This is a genomic window from Desulfatiglans parachlorophenolica, from assembly GCF_055394735.1.
Window position 1 is genome coordinate 4,422,984 of the sequence record NZ_AP042460.1, and the last position, 22,403, is coordinate 4,445,386.

General features: G+C 60.3%; 25 protein-coding genes and 1 tRNA gene. 10 read left to right on the forward strand and 16 right to left on the reverse strand.

From position 1 onward, the window contains the following. The 7 genes from ACZ500_RS20425 to ACZ500_RS20455 all read right to left on the reverse strand — a co-directional run bounded on the left by ACZ500_RS20425 (position 1) and on the right by ACZ500_RS20455 (position 4,844). The gene (locus ACZ500_RS20425) at positions 1-780 is read right to left on the reverse strand and encodes an ATP-binding protein (protein ID WP_464229301.1); all 780 of its coding nucleotides are present in this window, start codon (positions 778-780) and stop codon (positions 1-3) included. A gap of 26 nt (positions 781-806) precedes the next feature. Then, positions 807-1,823, reverse strand: a complete 1,017-nt coding sequence (locus tag ACZ500_RS20430) for a PD-(D/E)XK nuclease family protein (protein WP_464229302.1) — start codon at positions 1,821-1,823, stop codon at positions 807-809. Then, positions 1,823-2,137 carry a hypothetical protein gene (locus ACZ500_RS20435; RefSeq protein WP_464229303.1) on the reverse strand — a complete coding sequence of 105 codons (315 nt, stop codon included), beginning with the start codon at positions 2,135-2,137 and terminating at the stop codon, positions 1,823-1,825. Before ACZ500_RS20435 ends, ACZ500_RS20430 begins: the two co-directional genes overlap by 1 nt. A 138-nt stretch (positions 2,138-2,275) precedes the next feature. Next, positions 2,276-2,872, reverse strand: a complete 597-nt coding sequence (locus tag ACZ500_RS20440; RefSeq protein WP_464229304.1) for a sigma-70 family RNA polymerase sigma factor — start codon at positions 2,870-2,872, stop codon at positions 2,276-2,278. A 178-nt stretch (positions 2,873-3,050) separates the two neighbouring features. Further along, positions 3,051-3,368 carry a hypothetical protein gene (locus tag ACZ500_RS20445; protein WP_464229306.1) on the reverse strand — a complete coding sequence of 106 codons (318 nt, stop codon included), beginning with the start codon at positions 3,366-3,368 and terminating at the stop codon, positions 3,051-3,053. 194 nt (positions 3,369-3,562) lie between these two features. After that, positions 3,563-4,633 (reverse strand): hypothetical protein, encoded by a 1,071-nt coding sequence (locus tag ACZ500_RS20450; protein WP_464229307.1) that lies wholly within the window; start codon positions 4,631-4,633, stop codon positions 3,563-3,565. Then, a complete protein-coding gene (locus tag ACZ500_RS20455; protein WP_464229308.1) occupies positions 4,626-4,844 on the reverse strand; it encodes a hypothetical protein in 219 nt (72 codons plus the stop codon). The genes ACZ500_RS20450 and ACZ500_RS20455 overlap by 8 nt, the downstream gene beginning before the upstream one ends. 60 nt (positions 4,845-4,904) lie before the next feature. Here ACZ500_RS20455 and ACZ500_RS20460 point away from each other — a divergent pair, with 60 nt between their 5' ends. From ACZ500_RS20460 to tnpC, 4 genes are all read left to right on the forward strand, one after another. Further along, positions 4,905-5,291 carry a hypothetical protein gene (locus ACZ500_RS20460; RefSeq protein ID WP_464227918.1) on the forward strand — a complete coding sequence of 129 codons (387 nt, stop codon included), beginning with the start codon at positions 4,905-4,907 and terminating at the stop codon, positions 5,289-5,291. Next, positions 5,288-5,686: an IS66 family insertion sequence element accessory protein TnpB gene (gene tnpB / locus ACZ500_RS20465; RefSeq protein WP_464229190.1), complete on the forward strand. Its 399-nt coding sequence runs from the start codon at positions 5,288-5,290 to the stop codon at positions 5,684-5,686. The genes ACZ500_RS20460 and tnpB overlap by 4 nt, the downstream gene beginning before the upstream one ends. Positions 5,687-5,788: 102 nt before the next feature. Next, a complete protein-coding gene (locus tag ACZ500_RS20470; protein WP_464233097.1) occupies positions 5,789-6,571 on the forward strand; it encodes a Druantia anti-phage system protein DruA in 783 nt (260 codons plus the stop codon). Beyond that, on the forward strand, positions 6,568-8,124 hold the full coding sequence (gene tnpC / locus ACZ500_RS20475) for an IS66 family transposase (protein WP_464229194.1): 1,557 nt from the start codon (positions 6,568-6,570) through the stop codon (positions 8,122-8,124). Before ACZ500_RS20470 ends, tnpC begins: the two co-directional genes overlap by 4 nt. A 57-nt stretch (positions 8,125-8,181) precedes the next feature. Here the strand turns inward: tnpC and ACZ500_RS20480 are convergent, their stop codons facing one another. The 4 genes from ACZ500_RS20480 to ACZ500_RS20495 all read right to left on the reverse strand — a co-directional run bounded on the left by ACZ500_RS20480 (position 8,182) and on the right by ACZ500_RS20495 (position 10,622). Then, positions 8,182-9,225 carry a recombinase family protein gene (locus ACZ500_RS20480; RefSeq protein WP_464229310.1) on the reverse strand — a complete coding sequence of 348 codons (1,044 nt, stop codon included), beginning with the start codon at positions 9,223-9,225 and terminating at the stop codon, positions 8,182-8,184. Then, positions 9,222-9,761 (reverse strand): DUF2924 domain-containing protein, encoded by a 540-nt coding sequence (locus ACZ500_RS20485; protein WP_464229311.1) that lies wholly within the window; start codon positions 9,759-9,761, stop codon positions 9,222-9,224. Before ACZ500_RS20485 ends, ACZ500_RS20480 begins: the two co-directional genes overlap by 4 nt. 66 nt (positions 9,762-9,827) lie before the next feature. Beyond that, entirely contained in the window at positions 9,828-10,049 is a 222-nt protein-coding gene (locus ACZ500_RS20490) for a hypothetical protein (RefSeq protein ID WP_459921908.1), read from the reverse strand. 497 nt (positions 10,050-10,546) lie between these two features. Next, positions 10,547-10,622: transfer RNA gene (locus ACZ500_RS20495), tRNA-Asn, on the reverse strand. A 163-nt stretch (positions 10,623-10,785) separates the two neighbouring features. On the opposite strand from ACZ500_RS20495, the gene selB reads away from it, so the two are divergent. The 5 genes from selB to ACZ500_RS20520 are packed head-to-tail and all read left to right on the forward strand — an operon-like array spanning position 10,786 to position 15,507. Beyond that, complete coding sequence (gene selB / locus ACZ500_RS20500; protein ID WP_464229314.1) at positions 10,786-12,690, forward strand: selenocysteine-specific translation elongation factor; 1,905 nt, start codon at positions 10,786-10,788, stop codon at positions 12,688-12,690. Beyond that, a complete protein-coding gene (yqeC, locus tag ACZ500_RS20505; RefSeq protein ID WP_464229315.1) occupies positions 12,687-13,514 on the forward strand; it encodes a selenium cofactor biosynthesis protein YqeC in 828 nt (275 codons plus the stop codon). Before selB ends, yqeC begins: the two co-directional genes overlap by 4 nt. After that, complete coding sequence (locus ACZ500_RS20510) at positions 13,489-14,574, forward strand: XdhC family aldehyde oxidoreductase maturation factor (RefSeq protein WP_464229317.1); 1,086 nt, start codon at positions 13,489-13,491, stop codon at positions 14,572-14,574. Before yqeC ends, ACZ500_RS20510 begins: the two co-directional genes overlap by 26 nt. A 3-nt stretch (positions 14,575-14,577) precedes the next feature. Continuing rightward, on the forward strand, positions 14,578-15,219 hold the full coding sequence (locus ACZ500_RS20515) for a lactate utilization protein (RefSeq protein ID WP_464229319.1): 642 nt from the start codon (positions 14,578-14,580) through the stop codon (positions 15,217-15,219). Next, the gene (locus tag ACZ500_RS20520; protein WP_464229320.1) at positions 15,220-15,507 is read left to right on the forward strand and encodes a cytoplasmic protein; all 288 of its coding nucleotides are present in this window, start codon (positions 15,220-15,222) and stop codon (positions 15,505-15,507) included. On the opposite strand, the gene ACZ500_RS20525 is transcribed toward ACZ500_RS20520, so the two are convergent. The 5 genes from ACZ500_RS20525 to ACZ500_RS20545 form a co-directional block, all read right to left on the reverse strand. Next, positions 15,447-16,004: an O-acetyl-ADP-ribose deacetylase gene (locus ACZ500_RS20525; RefSeq protein WP_464229321.1), complete on the reverse strand. Its 558-nt coding sequence runs from the start codon at positions 16,002-16,004 to the stop codon at positions 15,447-15,449. The two genes, ACZ500_RS20520 and ACZ500_RS20525, sit on opposite strands and share 61 nt — an antisense overlap. A 42-nt stretch (positions 16,005-16,046) precedes the next feature. Continuing rightward, complete coding sequence (locus tag ACZ500_RS20530; RefSeq protein ID WP_464229322.1) at positions 16,047-16,895, reverse strand: alpha/beta fold hydrolase; 849 nt, start codon at positions 16,893-16,895, stop codon at positions 16,047-16,049. Positions 16,896-17,390: 495 nt separating this feature from the next. Continuing rightward, positions 17,391-18,242, reverse strand: coding sequence for a cytochrome b N-terminal domain-containing protein (locus ACZ500_RS20535; RefSeq protein ID WP_464229323.1), 852 nt, complete (start codon positions 18,240-18,242; stop codon positions 17,391-17,393). 176 nt (positions 18,243-18,418) lie between these two features. Then, entirely contained in the window at positions 18,419-18,820 is a 402-nt protein-coding gene (locus ACZ500_RS20540; RefSeq protein ID WP_464229324.1) for a QcrA and Rieske domain-containing protein, read from the reverse strand. A gap of 24 nt (positions 18,821-18,844) precedes the next feature. Continuing rightward, positions 18,845-20,959, reverse strand: a complete 2,115-nt coding sequence (locus tag ACZ500_RS20545; protein WP_464229325.1) for a PAS domain-containing hybrid sensor histidine kinase/response regulator — start codon at positions 20,957-20,959, stop codon at positions 18,845-18,847. 596 nt (positions 20,960-21,555) lie between these two features. On the opposite strand from ACZ500_RS20545, the gene ACZ500_RS20550 reads away from it, so the two are divergent. After that, positions 21,556-22,386 (forward strand): putative molybdenum carrier protein, encoded by an 831-nt coding sequence (locus tag ACZ500_RS20550; RefSeq protein ID WP_464229326.1) that lies wholly within the window; start codon positions 21,556-21,558, stop codon positions 22,384-22,386. Positions 22,387-22,403 lie beyond the last annotated feature (17 nt).

A 22,403-nucleotide genomic window follows, 5' to 3' on the forward strand; every position in this document is an offset into this window, starting at 1 on the left:
TTATTTACCGGCGGGTGCGGGCTTCTTGTCCTGCCCGTCCCCCGGTGCCGGCACCGACCGCGGGGCACTCGCCCTCGGCGCGGCCGCCGGCCTGTTGAACGCTTCAATGAAAGCCTGGAAATTGAGGTCGATGGTTTCGGGAAGCCGTCCCGTGCGGTCGCCCGCCTCGTAGTGCGGGCTGGGCTTGGTGCGCATGACGCGGCGGTAGACCGGTTTTCCGCTCTCGTCGCTCGACACTTCCAGGTCGCAGAAGAGGATCAGGTCGACCATGCCCAGCACGATCTTGCGGGCTTTGTCGGGGAGCGTCGGGATGATGCGGATGTACTTGCCTGTCCGCGTCTCGATTTCTTTTTCCTGGGAGTGGGATACCAGTACGAGTCCGTAAGGCAGGAAGGCCAGCTTGGTCAGGACACGATGGAACTCGTTGTTGATCAGCGCCCAGCCCTTGCCGTAGCCGAGATCGGACTCGTGTTCGATCTTGAACTTCGTGCAGATGTAGTCGCTGCACATACGGTAGGCGTTGTCGACCGTGTCGAGAATGACGGTCTTATAAGGATGTTTGCCCTCGGCGATTTCGCCGCAGGCGGCCAGCAACTCTTCCCAGTTCCTGATGGGGACTTGAAAGACATCCAGCGAATTCAGCCCCGGTTCGGTGGCGAGAAACAGCGCGCCTTCGGACCGGGAACACCAGGTCGATTTGCCGATCTTGCTCGGGCCGTAAACCAGCACCGTCAGATCGGCGTGATCTTGCTTGGGGGGACTTTTCTTCGTAGGCAACATGTCGGTTCTCCTTTTCTATGGGGTCCTCAAAAAGCCGAAGCCTCTTCGAACGAGGTCTCGTCCCGCAGCTCTTCGTGCGGGGGGACTTTGCGGTAAAAGTTTTCAATGACGTTGGTGCTGCCGTCGGCGCGGCAAAGCGGGAAATAGGCGCAGGACCGGCGGTAGTGGAAACAGAAGGCTGTGTTTTGGTAGAAGACGCCGCGACGGCGAGCGTCGAGAAAGGCCTGTGTCAGTTCCCAGAGTTCGGACTGCAGGGTTTCGAACCGGTCGCGGGAGAGGTAAAGCATCTCCCGGTGGAACATGCCCGGCTCGGTATATTTGGCGGCCAGCCGTGCCTGGAACTCGTCGTCGCTCTCCGGCAGTCTGCGTTTAGCGCTGCTCTTGCCGGTCTTGGACTTTGCGATCAGATCGGCCCGCCGCGCCTCGAACTCGGCTTCGGTTTCACCGCGTCCCTGTTGCAGACGGGCCTTGACCAGGATGTTGTAGAGGACGCCCGCGATGCGGATGCCGAGCGTCTGTTCCACGTAGCGGGAGTAGAGGACGATCTGAAAGTCGGTCCAGAGCCGCTCCAGGTAGTCCGCATCCACCTGCGAGGCGGTCTTGTGCTCGATCAGGAAATGCTCGTCGCCGATCCGGACCACGCCGTCCACCTTTCCGGCCAGCACGAAGCTTCTGGATGAAGCGCCGGTGGCCGGGTTGACGATGCCCCCCTCGAAGGTCTTTTCGAGGGCGGCGACATCGAACTCCTCGCTCGCATAGCAGGTCGCGTAGCCTTTCATCATCGCCGCGGCCAGATGCCATTCCCGCTTCTGGTCCTCCTCTTGTGCGCGATTGGGGTAGGTCCGGTCGATGAAATCGAGGACGAGTCCCAGGTCCCTGCCGCTGTGCCAGATCTCAAGGCACTTGTGGATCACCGTGCCGAAGGCCAGGTTGTGGTCCCGTTCCAGGGGAGCCAGTTCCTGGATATAGCGCCACTCGCAGGCCTTGCGGCAGTTGCGGAACAGGCTCCACATCGAATAGGTGGTGGTTGTTTTCGCTTTCATCACGCGGCCCCCGTGGCTTTGAGTTCGGGGCCGACGGGCGGGGGCCCGCCCACTCGTTCGACCTTGAAGGCCTCTTCGCCGAACTCTCGGGTGAGAAAACCGGTGAAGATGCGGGCGATGGCGCGGCCGACTTCGGTCGCCGCATCCACGATGCAGGAGCGCTTGTGCGAATCCAGGCAGAAGGACGCGTCCAGCCGCACGAGCGATCGGCCGTGAAGGCTCTCGGCGGCGAGCACCGCCAGGAGAAGGGACTCCTCGACGTCCCGGATCGGAACCTTGGAGTCGAAGTTGTATCGGTAAAGTTCTCGGTTCATGTTTGATGCCTCCATTCCGTTCAGTTAGGTCTGTTGGAGGGCGCGCCCGGGCCGGATGCTTTCGGCTGCCTCTCGGACGCCTTCCGTGCATCCGACCCGCTCATTACCTACCGGAGGCGGACCCGGACCGTCGGACGATCAGAGGTAGTCCCTCAGCCCGGCGTCCTCGAAGATCGCGCGCAGCTTCTTGATGGACTCGTAGATCGTTCCACGGGGTATTCCGGTGTCGCGGGAAATTTCCGTTACCGTGTCCGTGTCGAGACGTCGGCACAGTTCACGCAGCTCCGGCGGCAGCTTTTCAATCGCCTGGCTGACATCGATGGAGAGGTCGCGCAACTCTGAAGGGGGGCGTGAAATCTTGCCCGTGCGCATGAGATAGTCTTCCTGGTCTATGATCTCCATGCGCTCGATACAGAAGCTGTCTTCATACTCGCCGTACTCGAATCGATCATCCAGGGAACAGCGGCAGAGCCGGTAGTCCCGCAGGCCTGCCTTCCGCGCCTCTATGATGGTGGCGATCTTGTGGTCCACCACGCGGGCGATGAAGGTGTTGCGCTGGGCGCGTTCCGGGTCGTATTTGGACAGACGTTGGAGCAGGTCGAGCATCATTTCCTGCTCCAAGTCCTCGCGGTCGGACTCGGTGAAACCCACCCGTCCAACCAGTTGTCTCGCCTTGAACTTGATGATCCGAACGGCATACTCGTCGATTCCTTTGTAGCGTTTGTCGAAACCCATTTGAGCCTCCTCGGGGCCGAGGAGGGCGTGGGTGCCGACTTAAACAGCGACCGGCCAAGAAGGCGTTGCAGGTTCACCGCGTAAGCGGCACCCACAACACCTCCACTTTGTGGCCGGTTAGTTGTCAGGTTTGGAAAAGTGAAAAGACTGATTCAAAAGGAGGGAGCCGACCCCGTTCTCAGGCAGCATCCTCCTCAAGGGTCATCTTGAACGGGAGTCCGTGTTTGACCTCCAACGCGAGAATGGTCCCGTTCCGCAAATCTTCGATTCGCGCCAACAGATCGCGAACCTCCTTCTTCAGCGCAAAATCCTGCTTGGCGGCCTCGGGGCGCGGGCCGTTTTCCGCGCAGAACTTTACCTCCCTGATGACGCGGGGTGATGGCGCGAAAACCGGATCGCCGTCATGAACGACAAGTCCCTCGATGCAACCGAAATTGATTCGCTGCATCAAGCCGATGAGTTGCTGTTTGGGTGGGGAGAGATCGCTTTTGGTCATTATTCCGCCTCCTATGAATGGGTTGATGATCTTCATGGAAGGCAGAATAAACCCGGATTTCAGGGGAACCTGTTTTCTGGACTTATTCCTGGACTGTCCAACCGGGCGGCCGGAAAAAACAAAAGGCCGTCAGGTTTTTCGCCTACGGCCTCATTGGAGCGGAAATATTTTTTGAGAAATGTTTCTTTGGACTGTTATTTGGACTTGACTATGTTTTCGGCGAAACGGACACCTTTTCCCTTCCGGAATTCTATGGCAACGCCAAGATTTTTGCGGATTATATTCAGTTGCCTCTGCATGCGGCCGGGCTCTCCCGAAGCGGGGAAATACTCATCTTCTTTCCACGCACACGCATTCATGAACGTCTTATGCGGCACCCATCCGTGGCCGATCTGATCGTAAAGGATTTCCGTGATCTTGGCGCTGATGGACTCCTGGCGGACAAAAATGTGTCCTTTATCCACCCCGTTCACGAACCAGTGGATTCTTTCGCCGACCTTTTTGCGTTCAACAACGATCTTGTCTTCTTCGGTAATCGTGTTGACCGGGACCTTTATGGCTTCATCCTCCAGCGATACTTGACCGCCGTCGTCTGCATAATGGACCACCTGCGAATTCGCTTGCCTCGAAATGGCAAGCCAGTCCAGGGATAACGCATTAGGGGACGAGTTTGTTGTGATGGCGACCGTGATAATTCCAAGTCGTTTCATTTGCTGTCGGTTTTCTGGGGAAAGCGCGATAGTGCGTGGGGTTAAGATCACGATCCCGGAAGGATCGCACAATTGTTCAAGCCTCCTGCACCGAGCGATAAACTCATTTTCATCCAGGTTTGGCATCGAAAAGAAGACATCTATATTCCCGGAGCCATCAACCGCCTTTTTTCCCATGGGAATCAGGCCGTGATGATTCACAAACCCGGAGTCTCCAATTCCATTCGCTTGGCGAATCACCGCCGTGAGTTTTGGAAGGGAAATTTCATACTGCCGGACGTCGTCCTCGGTGAGCGGGATCGGATCGAAATAATCTTCCTCATCCGCAACCCCGAATATCCCCTTCGAGGTATGGCGCACAACCAGATCTTCGCCAGAAGGAATATTTTTGGGCCGTGGAATCTCAGTGGCTCTCGATGTTTCCCGCAGGATTCCATCCGCACGAAGAGCGCGAAGTTGCTCTTCCGGAAACCGCTCCAACTCCCTATGCAGAAATACAGGGCACTCGATCTGATCGAGGCGCTGGAGAATGAAGTGGAGGAGCGTCTCAGTCAACGACGATCCCCCAGTTCTTCAGATATCGGAATACATCTTCAGCATGCGTAGCCCGCTTGAACTTGATCTTGTTGGTACCGGAGAGTTCGATTCGTTTCCCCCGCCGGTCGTCGGGGAACATGATCTTGAATACAGCCCGGCGGATCGTGCCGCCTGGCAATCGCTTGCGGAGATAGTTCTTTTGTGTCCTTCCGGCAGGCGTGCTTAACACGCGGGGCCGGGATGTTATAAGGTAGCGCCATCCCATTTGGATTATATAAGGAGGATGGCGATGGAAACCACTTCGAGGAACCCTGTCCCATACAGCAGCCACTCCCAGCCCGACCTCGTCGAGGTCGAACGCCGGTTTGCCGAGTGGCGCCGGCAGCGCGGCAAGAAGCGCGCCCTGATCCCGCAGGAGTTGTGGGAGGCTGCGGTACAGCAATGCAGAGGGCATTCTGTTTCCGAGGTATGCCGCAGACTGAGGCTTTCCTTCACAGAGCTCAAGAAGCGTCTCTCCTCTGATCATGCCACTCCGGAGCTGATCCAGCTGGACACCACCTGCCTCTTCGGCCAATGGGTCGTCGAGTGCGAACGCGCGGATGGCAGCAGGCTGAGGCTCTCGGGCACCGGTCAACCGCCCGATCCTGAAAGCATTCTCGGGCAGTTTCTCTCATGATCCAGATCACTGCCCACATGCGGATCTTGCTGGCAGTGGACCCGGTGGATTTCCGCAAAGGCATCGACGGTTTGGTGGCAGTATGCCGGCAGAAGCTGGCCGTGGATCCATTCAGCGGCACCCTTTTCATCTTTACCAACAAGTCCCGTCAGGCCCTGCGCATCCTGGTTTATGATGGCCAGGGATTTTGGTTGTGCCATAAACGCTTGTCTCGGGGTCGTTTCTTGTGGAAGTTCGGCCCGGGCACCATCCGCGATCTGGCGGCTGCTCAACTCCAACAGCTTTTGTGGAACGCCGATCCGTTCAAAAAAATCCCGGAGGATTTTCGGCGGATAGAAAAAAATCGACCCATCCCTCAAAAAAGTACTGGCCACAAAAAACGTTCTTTGCTATAAGCAGGGCAACCTTTACCAAGAGGAGGATTACAGAGGTTGCTCATTTGTGGTCGAGACTTCACGCCAACCGATCTGGATTGGATCCGCCGTCAAGTTACCAGCGTGCCGGGATTGAACCGTGCACAGCTCTCACGCATGTTCTGCGAATGGGCCGAGTGGCGAAAGCCCGACGGCGGATTGAAGGACATGAGCTGCCGGGTTGCCCTGCTGCGCCTGTACCGGGCCGGTGTCATCCCGCTTCCAGCGCCAAGGAAAAGGCGCGTCGTGCCCAAGCGGATCCAACACACCCTGACAGGAGAACCCCAATCCCCGATCGAGATCGGCCCCGGTCGCATAAGCCTTTCGATCGAGCCGGTCGACCGGAGATCATCCCCTCTTTGGAATGAGCTGATCGACCGATACCATTACCTGGGCTATGCCCGCATGGGCGGGGCGCAGATGCGCTTTATGGTCTGGGCCGGACAGCATCTGGTTGCGCTTCTGGGTTTCTCGGCCGCCGCCTGGCGTGTCGCCCCGCGCGACGAGTTCATCGGCTGGAGCGACGATCAGCGTATAGAGAATCTACACCGGGTGATCGACAACAGCCGCTTCCTCATTTTGCCCTGGGTAAAATCTTTCAATCTTGCCTCACAGATCCTTGCGCGCACGGCGCGGTTGCTCCCCGATCGGTGGGAAGAGCGCTACCGTTACCGGCCTTCCCTGCTCGAGACCTTCGTCGAAAAGCAGCGTTTCACCGGCGCCTCGTACAAGGCCGCCAACTGGGTCTGCGTGGGGCAGACGCAGGGGCGAGGCAAGTGGGACCGGAAAAAGGCCTGTGACAAACCGGTCAAGACGATCTGGCTCTATCCGCTTGAGCGCCGGTTCAGGGAGGTCTTGTGCCGATGAAAAAATCACCCAAAAAGCTGGTGATATCCGCCGGCGAGTTCGAAGCGCTCCAGGACCGCATCAAAGAACGGAACCTGACCGACTCGGACTACGACGTGCTCCTGGGGCTTGCCGAGATGGTGGCGCGTCTGCGGGAGGTGCTTGCCGAGAAAGAAACCTCCATCGGCCGGCTGTGCAAGTACCTGCTGGGGGCCCCGACCGAGACAGCCCGAAACATCCTCAAGGATAAAACCGAACCGGTCCGGAAAAAAGGCGCCAAACCAAAACCCCGGGGGCACGGGAAAAACGGCGCAGGCCAGTACACCGGCGCTGCCAGGGTGCGCATCGAACACCCCGCTCTGAACTCGGGGGACCCCTGCCCAAGCTGTGAGAAGGGTAAACTATACGAGCTGGCCATGCCGTCGGTCTTTGTTCATATCGTTGGAACAGCCCCTCTCAAAGCCACCGTTTATGAGCGAATCCGCTTACGCTGCAATCTGTGCGGAGATATCTTCACCCCCGAACTGCCCGAAGGGATATCCGAGCAAAAATACGACGATTCCGCTACGCCCATGCTGGCGATACTGAAGTATGGCTGCGGCATGCCCTTCAACCGGATCGAGACCCTTCAAAGGAATCTGGGCCAACCTCTGCCCGCCTCCACCCAGTGGGATATCCTCGATACCGCAGCCGTAGCTCTGGCCCCGGTCATGGATGCCATGGTCTCATTCGCCGCGCAGGGCACGCTGCTCCACAATGATGACACCTCCGCGAAGGTGCTCGCTTTCCTCAAAGAGCAGGATCCGGACAGCAAACGCAAAGGGATCTTCACCACAGGGATGGTCACCGAATCCGAGGGCCATCAGGTCGCCATGTTCATGACCGGCAGGCAGCATGCCGGGGAAAACCTGCACGACCTGTTGAAACGCCGGGCAACGGGGCTCCCACCACCGATTCAGATGTGCGATGCCCTGAGCCGGAACGTATCCAAGGACTTTCAGACGATCCTGGCCAACTGCCTCGCCCATGCCCGCAGGAAGTTCGTGGAACTGGTCGAGCGATTCCCGGACGACTGCGCTCATGTGATCAACGAGCTGGCAACGGTCTATATGCATGAGGCGATCGCCAAAAGCGAAAAGATGTCTCCACAGGATCGACTGGCTTACCATCGGCTCAACACTGAGCCCGTCATGACAGCTCTCGAGGCGTGGTGCCATCAGCAATTTGCGGAGAAGACCGTGGAGCCCAACTCCGGCTTGGGGAAGGCGATCACCTACCTCCTCAAACACTGGAAGGAACTGACCTGTTTTCTCAGGGTGCCTGGAGCCCCGCTGGACAACAATATCTGTGAAAGGGCCCTGAAGTTCGCCATCCTACACCGGAAAAACTCCCTCTTCTACAAGACGCAACGCGGCGCCTATGTCGGGGATCTCTTCATGAGCCTCATCCACACATGTCAACTTTCAGGCGTCAACCCGCTCGACTACCTCACATGGCTCCTGAAGAATACCAAAGCCCTGCAGTCCTCCCCGCACACCTTCATGCCGTGGCATTACCAGGATCAAAACCGCTAACCCCATCCCGGCCGGGGGCCTCTTGGGGCCTCCCGCCCTCCGCTTCATCCTCGCACGCTAAAAATTTTCCACAAGCCGAAAATTTATTGACCTCTGCACGGCTGCCGAAAGGACACAATGCACCATGGCGGTTCCACAAGGCGCGCAGTAAAGCATCCCCCTCAGCAGCGCGCCGTATTTGTTTCGGATTTCCTTGCTGCCGGAGCGGCCATTGTGCCGAAGGGTATCTTGGACCCGCTGCCAAAGGTCCGGGGCTACGATACCCTCATGCTCTCCGGGGTAGACGGTGCCCTTGTAGCTGATGTTCCCTGTATAAATGATGTTGGTGAGCAGTCGGAAGAGACTGCTTTTGGTAAAAAGATTCCCCCCGCGTTCCTCTCCTTTTTGGGTGGTCCATTTTTTTACACCCCACTTGCGGCGCTCGAGTTCTTGGACGACAGGCATCAAAGCCTTGTGCTCCATGTAAAGGACATAGATGGCTCGCACCCGCTGGGCTTCTTCCTCGTTAACGACCAGCCGCCCTCCCTTGCGATCCAGGTCATAGCCGAGAACCGGCATACCTCCGACCCACTTGCCCTTCTTCCGGGCGGCGGCCATTTTGTCCCTGGTGCGCTCCGAGATGATTTCCCGCTCGAACTGGGCGAAGGACAGAAGGATATTCAGGGTTAGCCGTCCCATGGAACTGGTGGTGTTGAACTGTTGGGTGACCGAGACGAAGCTCACGGCATGCTTGTCGAAAAGCTCCATGATGCGGGCGAAGTCGAGAAGGGAGCGGCTCAGCCGGTCCACCTTGTAGACGACCACGCAATCGATGTCACCAGCCTCGATGTCGGCGAAGAGTCTTTTGAGGGCGGGCCGCTCCATGTTGCCGCCGGTAAATCCGCCGTCGTCATACCGATCGGCGATGCACAGCCATCCCTCGTGCCGCTGGCTCGCGATATATGCCTCCGCGGATTCCCGCTGGGCGTCGAGGCTGTTGAAGTCCTGGTCGAGACCCTCGTCGGTGGATTTCCGGGTATAGATAGCGCAGCGAACGGTCGCTCGCCGGTTATCCATAGATTGGTGGTTGGGTGTATTGCTTCTTTCGTATTGCCTGCTCATCCGTTCCTCCCGTCCGGCTCGTCGCCTTGATCTTGCGGTCCCTTGGGCTCCACCAGTCCGAAAAAGAGGAAGCCATTCCACTTGCTTCCGGTGGCCTCCTGGGCAACGGCGGACAGGGACTTGAACCACCGGCCGTCATATTCGAAGCCCTTGTCCAGCACCTTTGCCACGATGTCCCGGCCCCGGAACTCCCTGACGAGCAATGTTCCCGGAAGCGGCAGTCTTGAATCGCGCTGCGGTTGCAGCCTGCCGCTCACCGACCGTTCCCTGACTTCCATCAATCCCGGTTTAATAGGGTCCCGCAGCATGCGGATTCGGAGGTCAGCATCATTGGCGATCTCCTCGGCCCTCCGTCTGGCCCGTTCGGATAGGCTGCCTTCGGCCAGGGCCTGCAACCGCCAGGCGATACGCTTCCGAAGAAAATCCTTGTGGTGGGACCTCGTCTCCTCTCCGAAGACATCGATATACCTTTCCCGGAGCTCCCCGACAGTCATTCGGGAAAGGGCCTGCACCTGCTGATACGTCGTTTCATTCATGGCAACCTCCAAAGAGTATATGATCAGTATCCAAAACCGACCTTGTGCTCCGGCCGTCTCGCGGCGTTAACCGGTGCATGAATGAAGGCTTCTATTGGCGGAACAATCAAGTCGGTTCTCTGTAAACGCCTCGGATTCTTTGGTTTGCGTCACATGGCCGGCCATTTCGGGAGTGGATGTCGGCAACCGACGCCCCGCTCGGTAGCGGAGGTAGCCTTCCCCCAGGATCGAGGCGATCTCGGCAATCGTTTCCGCGAGATCGCGTTCTGCGGATTCTCTGAATTCCATCGTGCCCTCCTTGCGGCGACCGCTGAGCTATTGTGGATGCCGTCGAGGAGGGATGGGTCAGCCGCGAGGGTATCGACCGCGGAGTCCATTGGTCCGCCCCGAAGGGTTGACTCGCCGGCACCCACAACGGTCTCCATTCTTACGGCCGATTCCGCTGTCTGGTGTTTCTCTTCCGCCGGGCGTATTCACCCGGCTTCGCTCGATACCTACCGGATGACCCATCGGGGTGTCGGGCCGAGTTGACCAGGGGGGCGTTAACAGCGTCCGAAAAAGGAACGGAGAATCGGAGAATCCGAGGGACACATCAGAGAGCGGCGGGCGCGAACGTCAACGTCCTTGGTTGAAACTCGAATGCTGTGAGGAAAACGGAGAATCGGAGAGAATGTTCGGGCGGGCGTAAGTCGGCGTGGACACGCCTGAAACGACAAAACCCCGAAGGGATCATCCCACGGGGTTTTGTGCTAACAAATGACCGTCGAAATCGACGGATTGAATTTTGGCTCCCCGGGACAGACTCGAACTGCCGACCAAGTGGTTAACAGCCACCCGCTCTACCAACTGAGCTACCGGGGAATGGCGAGATTCGAAGCAAATTTTCTAGCAGGAATTGCGCGGGAGGTCAACAAAAAATTTGGGCCGGGGGCGGCGGGCGGGCAATCCGCTTGACAGGTGCGGGCAGAGTCTCTATGTATCAGGTAGCTTGCACGTCTAAACCATCAAGGTGAGAAACACCCTCATGAAGCAGATCGTTCTCGGCACCGCCGGCCACATCGACCACGGAAAGACCTCCCTCATCAAGGCCCTTTCGGGCATCGACACGGACCGTCTCAAGGAGGAGAAGGAGCGTGGCATCACCATCGAACTCGGGTTCGCCCACCTGGAGCTGCCGGGCGGGAGGCTCATCGGGATCGTGGATGTCCCCGGGCATGAGAAATTCGTCAAGAACATGGTCGCGGGGGCTACGGGGATCGACCTGGTGGCGCTCGTCATCGCGGCGGACGAAGGGGTGATGCCCCAGACGCGGGAGCATCTCGAGATCTGCGAACTTTTGAAGATCCGGCACGGGGTCGTCGTCCTGACCAAGATCGACATGGTGGACGAGGAGTGGCTGGAACTCGTGCGGGAGGATGTGCGGGAGTATCTGGCGGAGACATTCCTGGCCGATGCGCCGATCGTCGAGGTATCCTCCCAGACCGGGGAGGGGCTGGACACGCTTTTGAAGGTATTGGAGGATCAGATTTCGCGGATCCCTGAAAGAGACATGGGGCATCTCTTCCGGCTGCCGATCGACCGGGTCTTCAGTATGAAGGGGTTCGGGACGGTCATCACGGGGACCACCATCTCCGGGAGCATCCGGCTCGGGGACGAGGTCACGATCTATCCCCAGGGGATCGATTCGAAGATCAGGGGGATACAGGTCCACAACAAGGAAGTGGAGGAGGTGCGGGCCGGGCTCCGCACGGCGGTGAATCTGCAGGGGGTCGAGAAGGCCTCGATCGAGCGCGGCAACGTGCTCGCGACGCGCAACGGCCTCAGGCCGACCTTCATGGTCGACGTCGAGCTGAACCTGCTCTCGAGCGCCTCCCGAAAGCTCAAGAACCGCGCCAAGGCCCGTTTCCACACCGGCACCTCCGAAATCATCTCGACGGTGGTCCTGCTCGACCGGGATCTGCTCGAACCCGGGTCGAGCTGCTACGCCCAGGTCCGGCTCGACGCCCCCACGGCGGTCCTCAAAGGCGACCACTACGTCCTGCGCAGCTACTCGCCGGTCCGCACCATCGGCGGCGGGGAGATCCTCAACGCCCTGCCCGGGAAGAAAAAGCGCTTTTCCGAGGCCCCGCTGGCGGAGCTCAAGAAGCTGCACACCGGCGACCTGAGCGAGGTGGCGGAGGTCTTCGTCCGGCTGGGGCGCTTCAAGGGCGTGGAAGAGGGCGAGCTGCCGTTTCTGGCCAACACGGGCAGGAAGAAGATCGACGAGTGCCTGAAGGCCCTCAAGGCGCAGAAGCGGGTCGTCCAGTATGACCGGGAGCGCGGGCTGCTCATCCATGCCGACTTCTACCAGCGGGCCAGGGAGGAGCTGCTGCAGACCCTCGAGCGCTACCACCGGGACTTTCCTCTGAAGACCGGTCTCATGAAGGAGGAGCTGCGCTCCCGCACGGTCGGGTCCGAACAGCCGCGGCTCTTTCAGTTCCTGATGGCGCAGCTGACGGCCGAGGGGCGGGTGGTCCAGGAAAAGGAGGTCGTTCGGCTGGCCGAGCATCGGGTCGCCCTGGCCGAGGACCAGGAGAAGGTGCGCCGGGACCTCGAGGAGCTGTACCTGAAGGGCGACCTCCAGCCCCCCTACTTCAAGGAGGTGAAGGATCAGTTCCCAGGCAAAACCGCCGAGGAGGTGCTCAACGTCATGGTCCAGGAGGGTCTGCTCGTCAAAGTGAAGGAGGATCTCTTCTTCCACCGCAAGGTCATGGAGGACCTGGAGGCGCGCCTGATCGAATTCCTCAGGGAGCACGGCGAGATCACGACCCCGCAGTTCAAGGACATGACGGACGCCTCCCGCAAATACACGATCCCGCTGATCGAATATTTCGACCGCACGCAGGTGACCGTCAGGGTCGGGGACAGCAGGGTGCTGAGAAAGAGATGAACGGGCGGAGCGGCATGGAAGGCGCGGCGGCTGGCGGGCTTCGGGAGGCCCTGGGCCTGAAGGAAAAGGAACTCGTGGCGGTCGTTGGGGGCGGGGGCAAGACCAGCCTCATGCTGGCCCTTGCCGGGGAATTGCAGGCATCGGGCGCCCGGGTGGTGGTCAGCACCACCACCAAGGTCTGGCAGAAGGAGGCCCGGCTGCTTCCGGAATCGGTGACGGCGGGGGGCGAAGGCTGGGAGGCCGCCCTCGTGCAGGGCCTCGAACGGCACGGGGCCGTTTTCCTGGGCAAAGGGCTTCTCCCTTCGGGCAAGGTGGACGGGATTGCCCCCGAGGAGGCGGATGCCCTTATCCGGCGCCCGGAGGTGGATTATCTGATCGTCGAGGCGGACGGCGCCGCCGGCCGGCCGCTCAAGGCCCCGGCGGACCACGAACCGGTCATCCCCGGCGGGGCCTCGCTCGTCGTGGCGGTGATGGGACTCGAGGCCCTCGGGAAGCCGTTCAGCGAGAATTGGGTCTTCCGGGCCGATCGTTTTGCTGCCCTGACCGGCATGCAGTTCTCGGAGATCATGACGGCGCCCCGGCTCGCGCGGGTGTTTCTGGCCGAGGCCGGCCTGTTCAAAGGCAGCCCGTCGGGGGCGAGACGGGTCGTGTTCCTGAACAAGCTCGATCTCCTCGGGTCGGAGGCGGAGGCACGGGCGCTTTGCCGCGCGATCCTGGAAGCGTCGGGCGGAGGGATCGAGCGGGTGGTCGTGGGCGCCGTCAGACAGAAAACATTCAACGTCTTTATCGGGAAAAACGATGATCAACATCTACGGCAAGGTTAGGGAACTCGCCCGCGAGGGGCGTCCGGCGGTCATGGGCACCATCATCCGGCAGGCCGGGCCGGCGCCCCGGGGGCTGGGCGCCAAGTTCCTGGTCATGGCGGACGGCTCCATCTTCGGGACCATCGGCGGCGGCGCGCTCGAGGGGCAGGCGATGGCCGAGGCGCCGAAGGTCCTCGCGGCCGGACGGCCCGAGACCCTCGAGTTCGACCTGACGGGGGTGGACGTCGCGGAGACGGACATGCTCTGCGGGGGCGAGGTGGCGGTTTTTCTGGAGCCTGTTTCCGCGCGGGACGAAGCCCATGCGGCGCTTGCCGGCAGGGTCGTCAAGGCGCTCCAGCGGGGCGGGAGCGGCGGGCTGCTGGTAACGGTCCTCAACCCGGAAAGATGGGGGGCGGACCAGGCTCCCAAGTTCTTCATGGCGGGGGATGGGACCCGGACAGGCTACGGGGCCGAAGACCGCGCGCTCGGGGCGGCGCTGGAGCCCCGGCTGGAGGCGATCCTCGCGAAGCCGCAGCCGGTGCTTCTCTCGGCAGCCGATGATTCGGGGGCGCTGTTGGACCTTTTCGTGGAGCCGGTCGTAGGCCGCACCGTCCTCTACGTCTTCGGCGGGGGGCACGTCTCGCAGCAGATCGTGCCATTCGCCGCACGGGTGGATTTTCCGGTGGTGGTTATCGACGACCGGGAGGAGTTCGCCAACCCGCGGCTTTTCCCGGATGCCCAGGAGACCGTGGCGATGGAGTTCCCGGGCGTGATGCAGAAGCTGCCCATCGACGAGGCCGCCTACCTGGTGATCGTCACGCGCGGGCACATGCACGACAAGACCGTCCTGGAGCAGGCCCTCCGGACCAACGCCCGCTACATCGGGATGATCGGCAGCCGGCGGAAGCGCGACATCATCTACCGGAAGCTCCTGGAAGAGGGCTTCACCGAAGAGGACCTGGCGCGCGTGCACGCGCCGATCGGGTTGGACATCGGGGCTGAGACCCCGGCCGAGATCGCGGTCAGCATCGTGGCCGAACTGATCGCGGCCCGCGCGGGATCGCCGTCGAAGGAGGGGTGAAGGGTGGAAGAACATCGTGACTGGTTGATGGAGCGATGGGCCGAAAAGGCGGTCGCGAACCTGAAGAAACACGACTTCGACGCCGTGTTCGTCCAAACCGCGGCCGAGGCGCGGGAGCGGATCCTCGCGATGGTCGAACCGTATGACAGCTTCGGCTTCGGGGGCTCCGACACGGTTCGGGCCCTGGGGCTCGTCGAGGCGCTGCGGGAAAAGGGGAAGACGGTCTATGACCACTGGCAGGCGGGGCTTTCTAAGGAGGCCGATCTGGAGATCCGCCTGCAGCAGGGGCGTTCGGACTGTTTCCTATGCAGCGCCAACGCTGTTTCCCTTACCGGGGAGGTCGTGAACGTGGACGGGATCGGCAACCGGACCGCCGCCATGTCGTTCGGGCCGCGCAAGGTCATCGTGGCGGCCGGTGTCAACAAGCTGACGCCCGATCTGCCCTCCGCCCTCCGGCGCGTGAAGGAGGTGGCCGCCCCCATGCGCGCCCGAAGCCTCGGCATGAAAACGCCCTGTGCGGAGACCGGCATCTGCTCGGACTGCAGCGCCCCGCAGCGGATTTGCCGCATCACGACGATCCTCGAGCGGCGCCCGCTCCTGACCGATATGACCATCATCCTGATCGGCCGATCCATGGGGTTCTGAATGGAAAAAAACCGCCACTGTTTTTCGGAAAGCTACGACGGGCTCCTGGGCTTTGGCTTCGACCGGGACGTGGACGCCTCGACCCTGACCTATTTCCTGCAGCGCTTCGCCCAGGACGATCTGATGGCGCTCATCCGCCGCCGCATCTCGCAGGAGGACATCGACGCCCTCGCAAACCTCGTCATGCAGATCATGAAGAAATACCTGAGCGAGCCGGAGTATCACCGCTATTTTCTGCGGGACGAGGAGGAGCCCCCCGCCGATTCCTCCCCGAAGGCTTCTCGGTAGACCGCCTGATAGGTCTCGAGGGCCTTCTGCCCGAAGCAGACGAACACCACCTCTTCGATCCGGTCGTCAGCGGCGAGGGTTTCCCTGGCCTCGCGGAGCGCGATGCGGGTTGCGCGCTCGAGCGGAAACCCGTACGCCCCGGTGCTGATGGACGGAAAGGCGATCGAGCGGGCGCCCAGCTCCCGGGCTACCTTGAAGCTGTTGCGGTAGCAGGAGGCCAGCAGGGCGTCCTCGTTCCGGGTGCCTCCCCTCCAGATCGGGCCGACCGTGTGGATGACCCATTTGGCCGGGAGCTGGTATCCCCTGGTGGCTTTGGCTTCCCCGGTGGGGCACCCGCCGAGCTGTCTGCATTCCTGAAGCAGCTCCGGGCCTGCGGCCCGATGGATGGCGCCGTCAACGCCGCCCCCGCCGAGGAGGGAGGTGTTGGCGGCGTTGACGATGGCGTCGACCGTCTGCCCGGTGATGTCCCCTTCCACGATGCGTATCTTCTTCTCCATGCTTTTGAACCTCCTGCGCTGAAGGTTGTCCGGTCCGGTTCCTCAATCGCCGAGGCCGTCGGCGATGTCCAGATACAGCCGGTTCATTGTTTCCCTGAAGGTTTTCCGGTTCAGGCCGCGAAACGCGTCCCGCCGGCCCCACCACCCGATCATGTTCAGGTGGTCGGCATCGATCCGGCGGATGAGGTATCTCTCGTCCCAGACGGCGGACCGGAGCGCCACCAGGCCGTCGTTTTCCCCCTCCTCCCGCTGAATCAGGCGAAAAGACGGTTTGAAGATCGGCCGGATCAGTTCATAGGGACGGGCGCCCGCGACCGTTTGATAGCGGACGCCGCACTGATCCTCGAAGGCGGCCAGGCGGCGGTTCATCCGGCGGCAGGCCGCGCGGGTGAGGTCATGGAACCCGCTGAGGTCGAGTCCGAAGGCCCTGCCGGCGGAAAGGATCCAGCCGAGGCGCCGCGTCCCCCAGTCCGCGAGGGAGGTGCCCAGATGAGGGGTTCCGATGGTCGTCAGGGATGCGACGCGGTCTTCGAGCCGGTAGCGGTGAATCATGTTGCGGGCATCCAGCCCGCCCATGCTGTGGGCGATGATGTGGACCCGCGGGCGGCGTTTGAAATCGCGGGTGAAGAGCCGGATCTGCTCGAAGAGATCGTGCGCGCGCCGGTCGCACGAGGCGGCCCAGGCGACGCGCGCATAGAGGACCTCGTAGCCATGCTCCCGGAGCGCGCCGGGGATGTGGTGAAAATACTGGAAGCGTTCCTCACGGGTTCCGTTCGACCGGACGAAGGGGTTCAGAAGGCGGTCGAAGGGGCAGATGCCGTGGGCGAGGACGATGGGACAGGTGGTTTTCATAGGACCGTCGAACCCCGAAAAGGCTTGTTTTTCCATCATGGCAGGGGGGATTTTCACCTGTCATGAGCTTCTGCCATGGCGGAAACGGTCTTCCGGAAGGCGGCACAGCGCAGCCCTCCGCCGGCCTTTGCCGGGCAGGGATGAATGAGTGTCCATCCGGAAAGAAAACCCGGTTTCCAATCCGGAAATGAGGATTTTTTCTTCACACGCTTCGCGTGCTCAGTCCCACCCCTTCGGGGCGGGTCCCGGTTTCCCCATACGTTTCGCGTGCTCAGTCCGACCCCATCGGGGCGGGTTCCGGTTTGCCCATATCAAGCAAATTAGTCTCCATCCGGAAATGATTTTCCGGTACAACCCAGTTTCCAATCCGGAAGAGAGGATTTTTGGCCAATATCAAGGAAATGAAGGGTTTACACGCAGGCGACCTGTAGGCCGCCGCACAGGCAAACGTGCAGATTGACGCCGAGATTGGCAAAAAAACCCTTTCCGGATGAAAACGGATTATAACGCGAAACCGGGGGAGCGTGTCAAAGATCAGGCAAGATTTAGAAAGCTCAGGACGATATATGCCAAACCCCCGCCCATAATAGCGCTCCGCACCCGATGAGACCAGGGTTGCCGGAGGACCGGCAGGAACAGGAGGCCCGTGATCCAGAGGGCGGGGATGAAGATCCCGGCCCAGAAGGCGGGAAGGTGCCTTAGAAGATATTGGATGCCAAAAAAGAACCATGGCCCGTGGATGCGCTCGACGGCTGCGTGCACGGGGATGGCGAGGCTGGGCGGCACCCCCAGGGCGTAAACGGTCAATCCCAGGAGGGCCGTGCCGAGATAGGCCCAATCGGGAAACCAGGCCCGCACATGGTCGCGGATCAGGTAACACGTGAGAATGGGCAGGAAGAGGCAATGGTACAGAAAAGGAAGGTAGAAAAAAGCCTCTCCCTCTACGATCGACAAGCCGGACAGAACAGATCCCACGAGCGGAACGGCATTCAGGCAGCTCGCCATGATTCGCCCGGCAAAGATCCCTTCGAGGTCGCCCTCGAGGATGAATCCGGTAAAGAGCGTAAAGAAGCAGAGCAGGAGGGAGGCGATCAGACGGCACCATGTCCGCCAGGGATAGGCTGCGTAGCGCCTGCGGATGAAATGATCAGCCGTGTGGAGCAGCATGAGAATGACGAAGGCCTGCCCCGAACCAAAATGCATTTGGCGCAGGAAGGCCCCGTAAGGGATTCCCGAGGTGATCTCCTCGACTGTCCGGAAAACGTCCCCCATGGGGCGGTACTTTATGGAAAGGACGACTCCCGAGGCCAGGCAGACGGCGAGGCATGCGAGCCCGAGGCGGGGAAGGAGGGATGAGAGTGAGAGAACCAGGTGCTTCAGTTGCAAGAGTGCCTCATTGCCTCACAACGGTTTGGTCGGCTGTGCCGGGTTGGGCCGAGCGGTACGGGGAAAGAGGGGCGGACCTTTTATTTTGTCCTTGTCCGCCGCGCAGGCAGTGGGGCGGGAAGGAGGCATTTCCATGTGGCGATCCCTTTATCCGATGGCCCTGAGCCGGCATAGTCCTACAGGGTATAGGAGGCGGTGATATCCCCTTCCTTGCTGATTGTGACCGGCAGGATCTCGAGGTCCTTTTCCGCAGGTCCTCTGATACGGTGTCCCTCAGCGTCGAAAACACTCCCGTGACAGGGACAGACGAAACGGTCCGAGACCGGGTCATGCTGCACGGTGCACCCGAGGTGGGTGCACCGTGCAGAAACGGCTTTGAGACGCTGTTCCCTCTGGAGCAGGAAAACGCCGTTTTTGAACGATACCCGGCCTAGCCGCTCCTGATGGAGGAAAATCACGTGGACGGTGCGACGGCTGGAATGCAGGACGAATGCGAATGCGGGATAGCCGACCGCCAGCACCAGGCCCAGGCGAGCGCAAAAGGCGCCTGCTTTCTTGAGGAAATTCCGTCGGTCCAAGCCGTTACTCCTCCGTCCGGCTGGTCAGGTGTTTCTGGGGGTCGTGCTCCGGTCTGAGGGTTGGGCCAGAACACCTTCGAGGATCCGCTGCAGGTTCTTGATATCGTATGGCTTCGATGCGGCAGCGGAAAAACCGAACTTCCGATAGTCCTGCACGAGGGGATCTTCCACGTACCCGCTTGAAACGATGGCCTTGGTGCCGGGATCGATCTTCAGGAGTGCCTCGATGGTTTCTTTTCCTCCCATGCCCCCCCGGACGGTCAGATCCAACAAAACGGCATCGAAGGGTTCGCCGCGGTTTTTTGCGCCCTCGAAAAGCCGGATCGCCTCTTCCCCGTTGCCGGCAGTCACCGATTCGTAGCCTGACAGGGTGAGCATCTGCTTCAGGATATCCAGGATCATCTCTTCATCGTCCATGATGAGGATCTTGCCGCAGCGGGACACTGCGGCCGGGTGGGAGGGCGTGCCGTGATCCGGTGCCTGCCTGAGGGTGCTGCCCGACAGGAACTCGAGAGGTGTTTCGGAGTCTGCGGGAAGATGAATAGTTATGGTCGTCCCGCCGTCGACCACGGACTGCACGTCGATAAAGCCGCTGTGATTGCGGATTACGGCATAGGATGTGGCGAGGCCCAGCCCCATGCCCTTTTGTGTTCCGCGGGATTTGGTCGAAAAATAGGGATCGAAAAGTTTGGGGATATGCTCAGGCGGGATTCCGATGCCTTTGTCCTGAACCTGGATCGTCACGTATCGAACCCGCGGGTTGTAATGAGACGTCGGGGCCTTCTCCGGATCGAGAAGCGTGTTCCGGACAGCGATCTCGATCGTTCCTCCTCCCGGCATCGCTTCCTGGGCATTGGTAAGAACGGCGGTCAAGACATCGGCGATTTGCACTTCATCGAAAGCGACCGGCCAGAGATTCTCATCCACATGGAGCTGGAACGACACCGGAGACCCGGCGAGGACCAGAGAGCTGTAATCCCGCACAATCGGCGCTAAAGAGCCCTTTTGCTTACAGGGTGCAGCGCCTTTTGAAAGGGTGAGGAAGCGTTGGGTCAAATGCACGGCGCGTCTGCAGTTCGCTTTCGCCTTTTCCAGGTGATCTGAGAGAGCGGGCCCGCCATCTCCACTCATTGAGGCGAGTTCGAGAAAACCGAGGACTCCGGTAAGCAGATTGTTGAAATCATGGGCGATGCCGGCTGCAAGCATCCTGAGCGATTCCAGCTTTTCGGCCCGAATCCGCTCGTTTTCCGCGCGCCGTGTGTCGGTGATGTCCATTGCGAAAACGGCGATCTGTCTGACCGATCCATCCGCTTTTGGAATGGGAAACCAGTGGTTGTCAAAGATCCGCCCTTCACGACGATCTTCTTCTCTGACCGGCAGGCCTGTTTCCATGACCCGCTTGGCGGTGCTCCAAAGCCGGGCGGCCACCTCGGGCGAAAAAAAGTCGAAGATGCAGGCTCCCATCAGTTCCTGCAGGGATTTACCGAGCCGTTTGCAGGCGATTTGGTTGGCAGCGAGGACGATGCCGTTGCAGTCGAAGAGGACCGCGGCTTCGGTGATCGCGTTCAGGAGGGCGGAAAGCCGGCGTTCACTTTCCTTGAGGGCGGCCTTGGCCGCGATCTCCTCGGTGATGTCCCGTCCGGAGCCCCTCACCCCGGTTGGGACCCCTGAACCATCGTAAGCAAGAGACGTCTTGTATTCCAGCATATGTTCATGCCCGGCTCTATCCTTGATCCGCATCAAGCCCGCAGCGGCCCCTTTCCGCTTGATGCGTCGAAGGTATTCGGGGAATTCGGGGGCGAGATCCTCGGGCAACAGGTCCCGAATGTTCATACCGCGCCATTCGTCGCTTTCATACCCGCAGACCTTTTTCCATGCCGGATTTGCGTCTGTGATGCGGCCCTCCAAATCGTGACAGAGGAGGAGGTCCGAAACCCCCTCGAAAATGTCGCGGAACTTCCGCTCATTGGCCTTGAGGGCGGCCAGGGTGAGTTTGTGCTTCTCGATTTCCGACCGCATCTCTTGCTGGCTGAGCTTCAGTTCACGGGTATGTCGATCGATGGAGGCTTCGATTTCGGACCGGAGATCAGGGTCGTGGATCTTGTCGAGGATTGATTTCAGGGGAGAGGTCTTGTTCATGAGGGGGTTCTCTTATTTCACGCAGAAAGATCGTTCAGCAAACCGCACAGACGGGCTCGATCCCCAGAAGATCGGAATACCATCTCGTGTGCCTTCAAAAGATTCCTTCTTGGGAAAAACCTCATTTTATGAGGTGCAAGACGCGCAGCATACACCATAAGCCCGGGTTGTGCTTCGGGAGATCCGATTTCCCGGTGTGGTTTCTATCCGGAAATGCTTATCCAGTGCGACCCGGTTTCCAATACGGAAATGAAGATTTTTGGCCAAAAAGACCATTTCCTAGTGGAAATCAATCTAGAACAAATCTACACTTCTGTCAGCAAAGAAGTGAACTGGGCTGATTTGGCTTGAAGCGGTCACCGGTGGGCCATAAATCGGTCGAACGGCTGCTTCGGACACAGGTCCCGAGCTGGTTGCGGTACAGAATCTTCCCCTCTGGACTGGAGAGGCATTCGATTGTATCATCCGTGTCGTCCGCTTCCGGAGGAAGGTCCCGGCGTATTGAGCGCTAAGAGGGATGTAAGGTGGAGGAGGGCTGTGAAAACGATGATGGTCGTTGTGACACGGATATTGTCTTGTGATCGAGGAGTGCCGCCATGCTCTTGAGGATTGTATCGGGGGGCCAGACGGGCGTCGACCGGGCCGCCCTGGATGTCGCCATCGAATGGGATATCCCGCATGGCGGGTGGGTCCCCAAAGGGCGGAAGGCTGAAGACGGCGTCATCCCGATGTGTTACCACGTCCAGGAGATGCCCACGGACTGCTATGCGGACCGAACCGAGCAAAACGTAAAAGACTCGGACGGGACGCTGATTCTTTCCCGGGGGGATCTCGAAGGGGGGTCCAAGCTGACCCTGGATTTGGCGCTTCGATACGAGCGCCCGGTCTTGCATAGTGATCTTGCCAGGCAAAACGGCTTTCAGGCCGCTCAGGCGATTCAGAACTTCATAAGGCGGTACGGCATTCGAACCCTGAATGTCGCCGGGCCGAGGGCGAGCAAGGATCCCGAGATCTACGCGTTGACCCGCAAGGTGTTGAAGGCTGCCTTGTATCTCGATCTGGTCGAGGGCGCGGGAACTGTGCATGAGGCAGGCGGCGGCCATACTCGCCCGGGCAGGAATGGGGCCCTGGTGGACGGCCCAGCCTCGGTGGGGGAGGCGGTGAGGCGCCTCGCGGCGGATCTTTCCCTCAAGGACAGGATCGAGATCGCCCACATGGGGGAGGAGGCGGTCGCCGGTCTCGACGATACACTGGCTGAGTATATCCGTGAACAGTTCGGTCTCCGTTCGGGCAATCAGGCATTGCTCGATGCGTGCCGCCGCATGGCCGGACGCGCCGATCTGTCCGAAGAAGAGGCATCTGCGTTGATTATCCGGAACTTATGGCACCACCTCAGAGAGACCCATCGGCTAAGGGTCATAAAATAACCGTTGGAGGAACGAAC

Bases quoted from the DNA above. Each gene is read 5' to 3' on its own strand.
- ACZ500_RS20425 (WP_464229301.1), bottom strand. From the start codon at position 780: ATGTTGCCTACGAAGAAAAGTCCCCCCAAGCAAGATCACGCCGATCTG.
- ACZ500_RS20430 (WP_464229302.1), bottom strand. From the start codon at position 1,823: ATGAAAGCGAAAACAACCACCACCTATTCGATGTGGAGCCTGTTCCGC.
- ACZ500_RS20435 (WP_464229303.1), bottom strand. From the start codon at position 2,137: ATGAACCGAGAACTTTACCGATACAACTTCGACTCCAAGGTTCCGATC.
- ACZ500_RS20440 (WP_464229304.1), bottom strand. From the start codon at position 2,872: ATGGGTTTCGACAAACGCTACAAAGGAATCGACGAGTATGCCGTTCGG.
- ACZ500_RS20445 (WP_464229306.1), bottom strand. From the start codon at position 3,368: ATGACCAAAAGCGATCTCTCCCCACCCAAACAGCAACTCATCGGCTTG.
- ACZ500_RS20460 (WP_464227918.1), top strand. From the start codon at position 4,905: ATGGAAACCACTTCGAGGAACCCTGTCCCATACAGCAGCCACTCCCAG.
- tnpB (WP_464229190.1), top strand. From the start codon at position 5,288: ATGATCCAGATCACTGCCCACATGCGGATCTTGCTGGCAGTGGACCCG.
- tnpC (WP_464229194.1), top strand. From the start codon at position 6,568: ATGAAAAAATCACCCAAAAAGCTGGTGATATCCGCCGGCGAGTTCGAA.
- ACZ500_RS20480 (WP_464229310.1), bottom strand. From the start codon at position 9,225: ATGAGCAGGCAATACGAAAGAAGCAATACACCCAACCACCAATCTATG.
- ACZ500_RS20485 (WP_464229311.1), bottom strand. From the start codon at position 9,761: ATGAATGAAACGACGTATCAGCAGGTGCAGGCCCTTTCCCGAATGACT.
- ACZ500_RS20490 (WP_459921908.1), bottom strand. From the start codon at position 10,049: ATGGAATTCAGAGAATCCGCAGAACGCGATCTCGCGGAAACGATTGCC.
- selB (WP_464229314.1), top strand. From the start codon at position 10,786: ATGAAGCAGATCGTTCTCGGCACCGCCGGCCACATCGACCACGGAAAG.
- yqeC (WP_464229315.1), top strand. From the start codon at position 12,687: ATGAACGGGCGGAGCGGCATGGAAGGCGCGGCGGCTGGCGGGCTTCGG.
- ACZ500_RS20510 (WP_464229317.1), top strand. From the start codon at position 13,489: ATGATCAACATCTACGGCAAGGTTAGGGAACTCGCCCGCGAGGGGCGT.
- ACZ500_RS20520 (WP_464229320.1), top strand. From the start codon at position 15,220: ATGGAAAAAAACCGCCACTGTTTTTCGGAAAGCTACGACGGGCTCCTG.
- ACZ500_RS20525 (WP_464229321.1), bottom strand. From the start codon at position 16,004: ATGGAGAAGAAGATACGCATCGTGGAAGGGGACATCACCGGGCAGACG.
- ACZ500_RS20530 (WP_464229322.1), bottom strand. From the start codon at position 16,895: ATGATGGAAAAACAAGCCTTTTCGGGGTTCGACGGTCCTATGAAAACC.
- ACZ500_RS20545 (WP_464229325.1), bottom strand. From the start codon at position 20,959: ATGAACAAGACCTCTCCCCTGAAATCAATCCTCGACAAGATCCACGAC.
- ACZ500_RS20550 (WP_464229326.1), top strand. From the start codon at position 21,556: ATGCTCTTGAGGATTGTATCGGGGGGCCAGACGGGCGTCGACCGGGCC.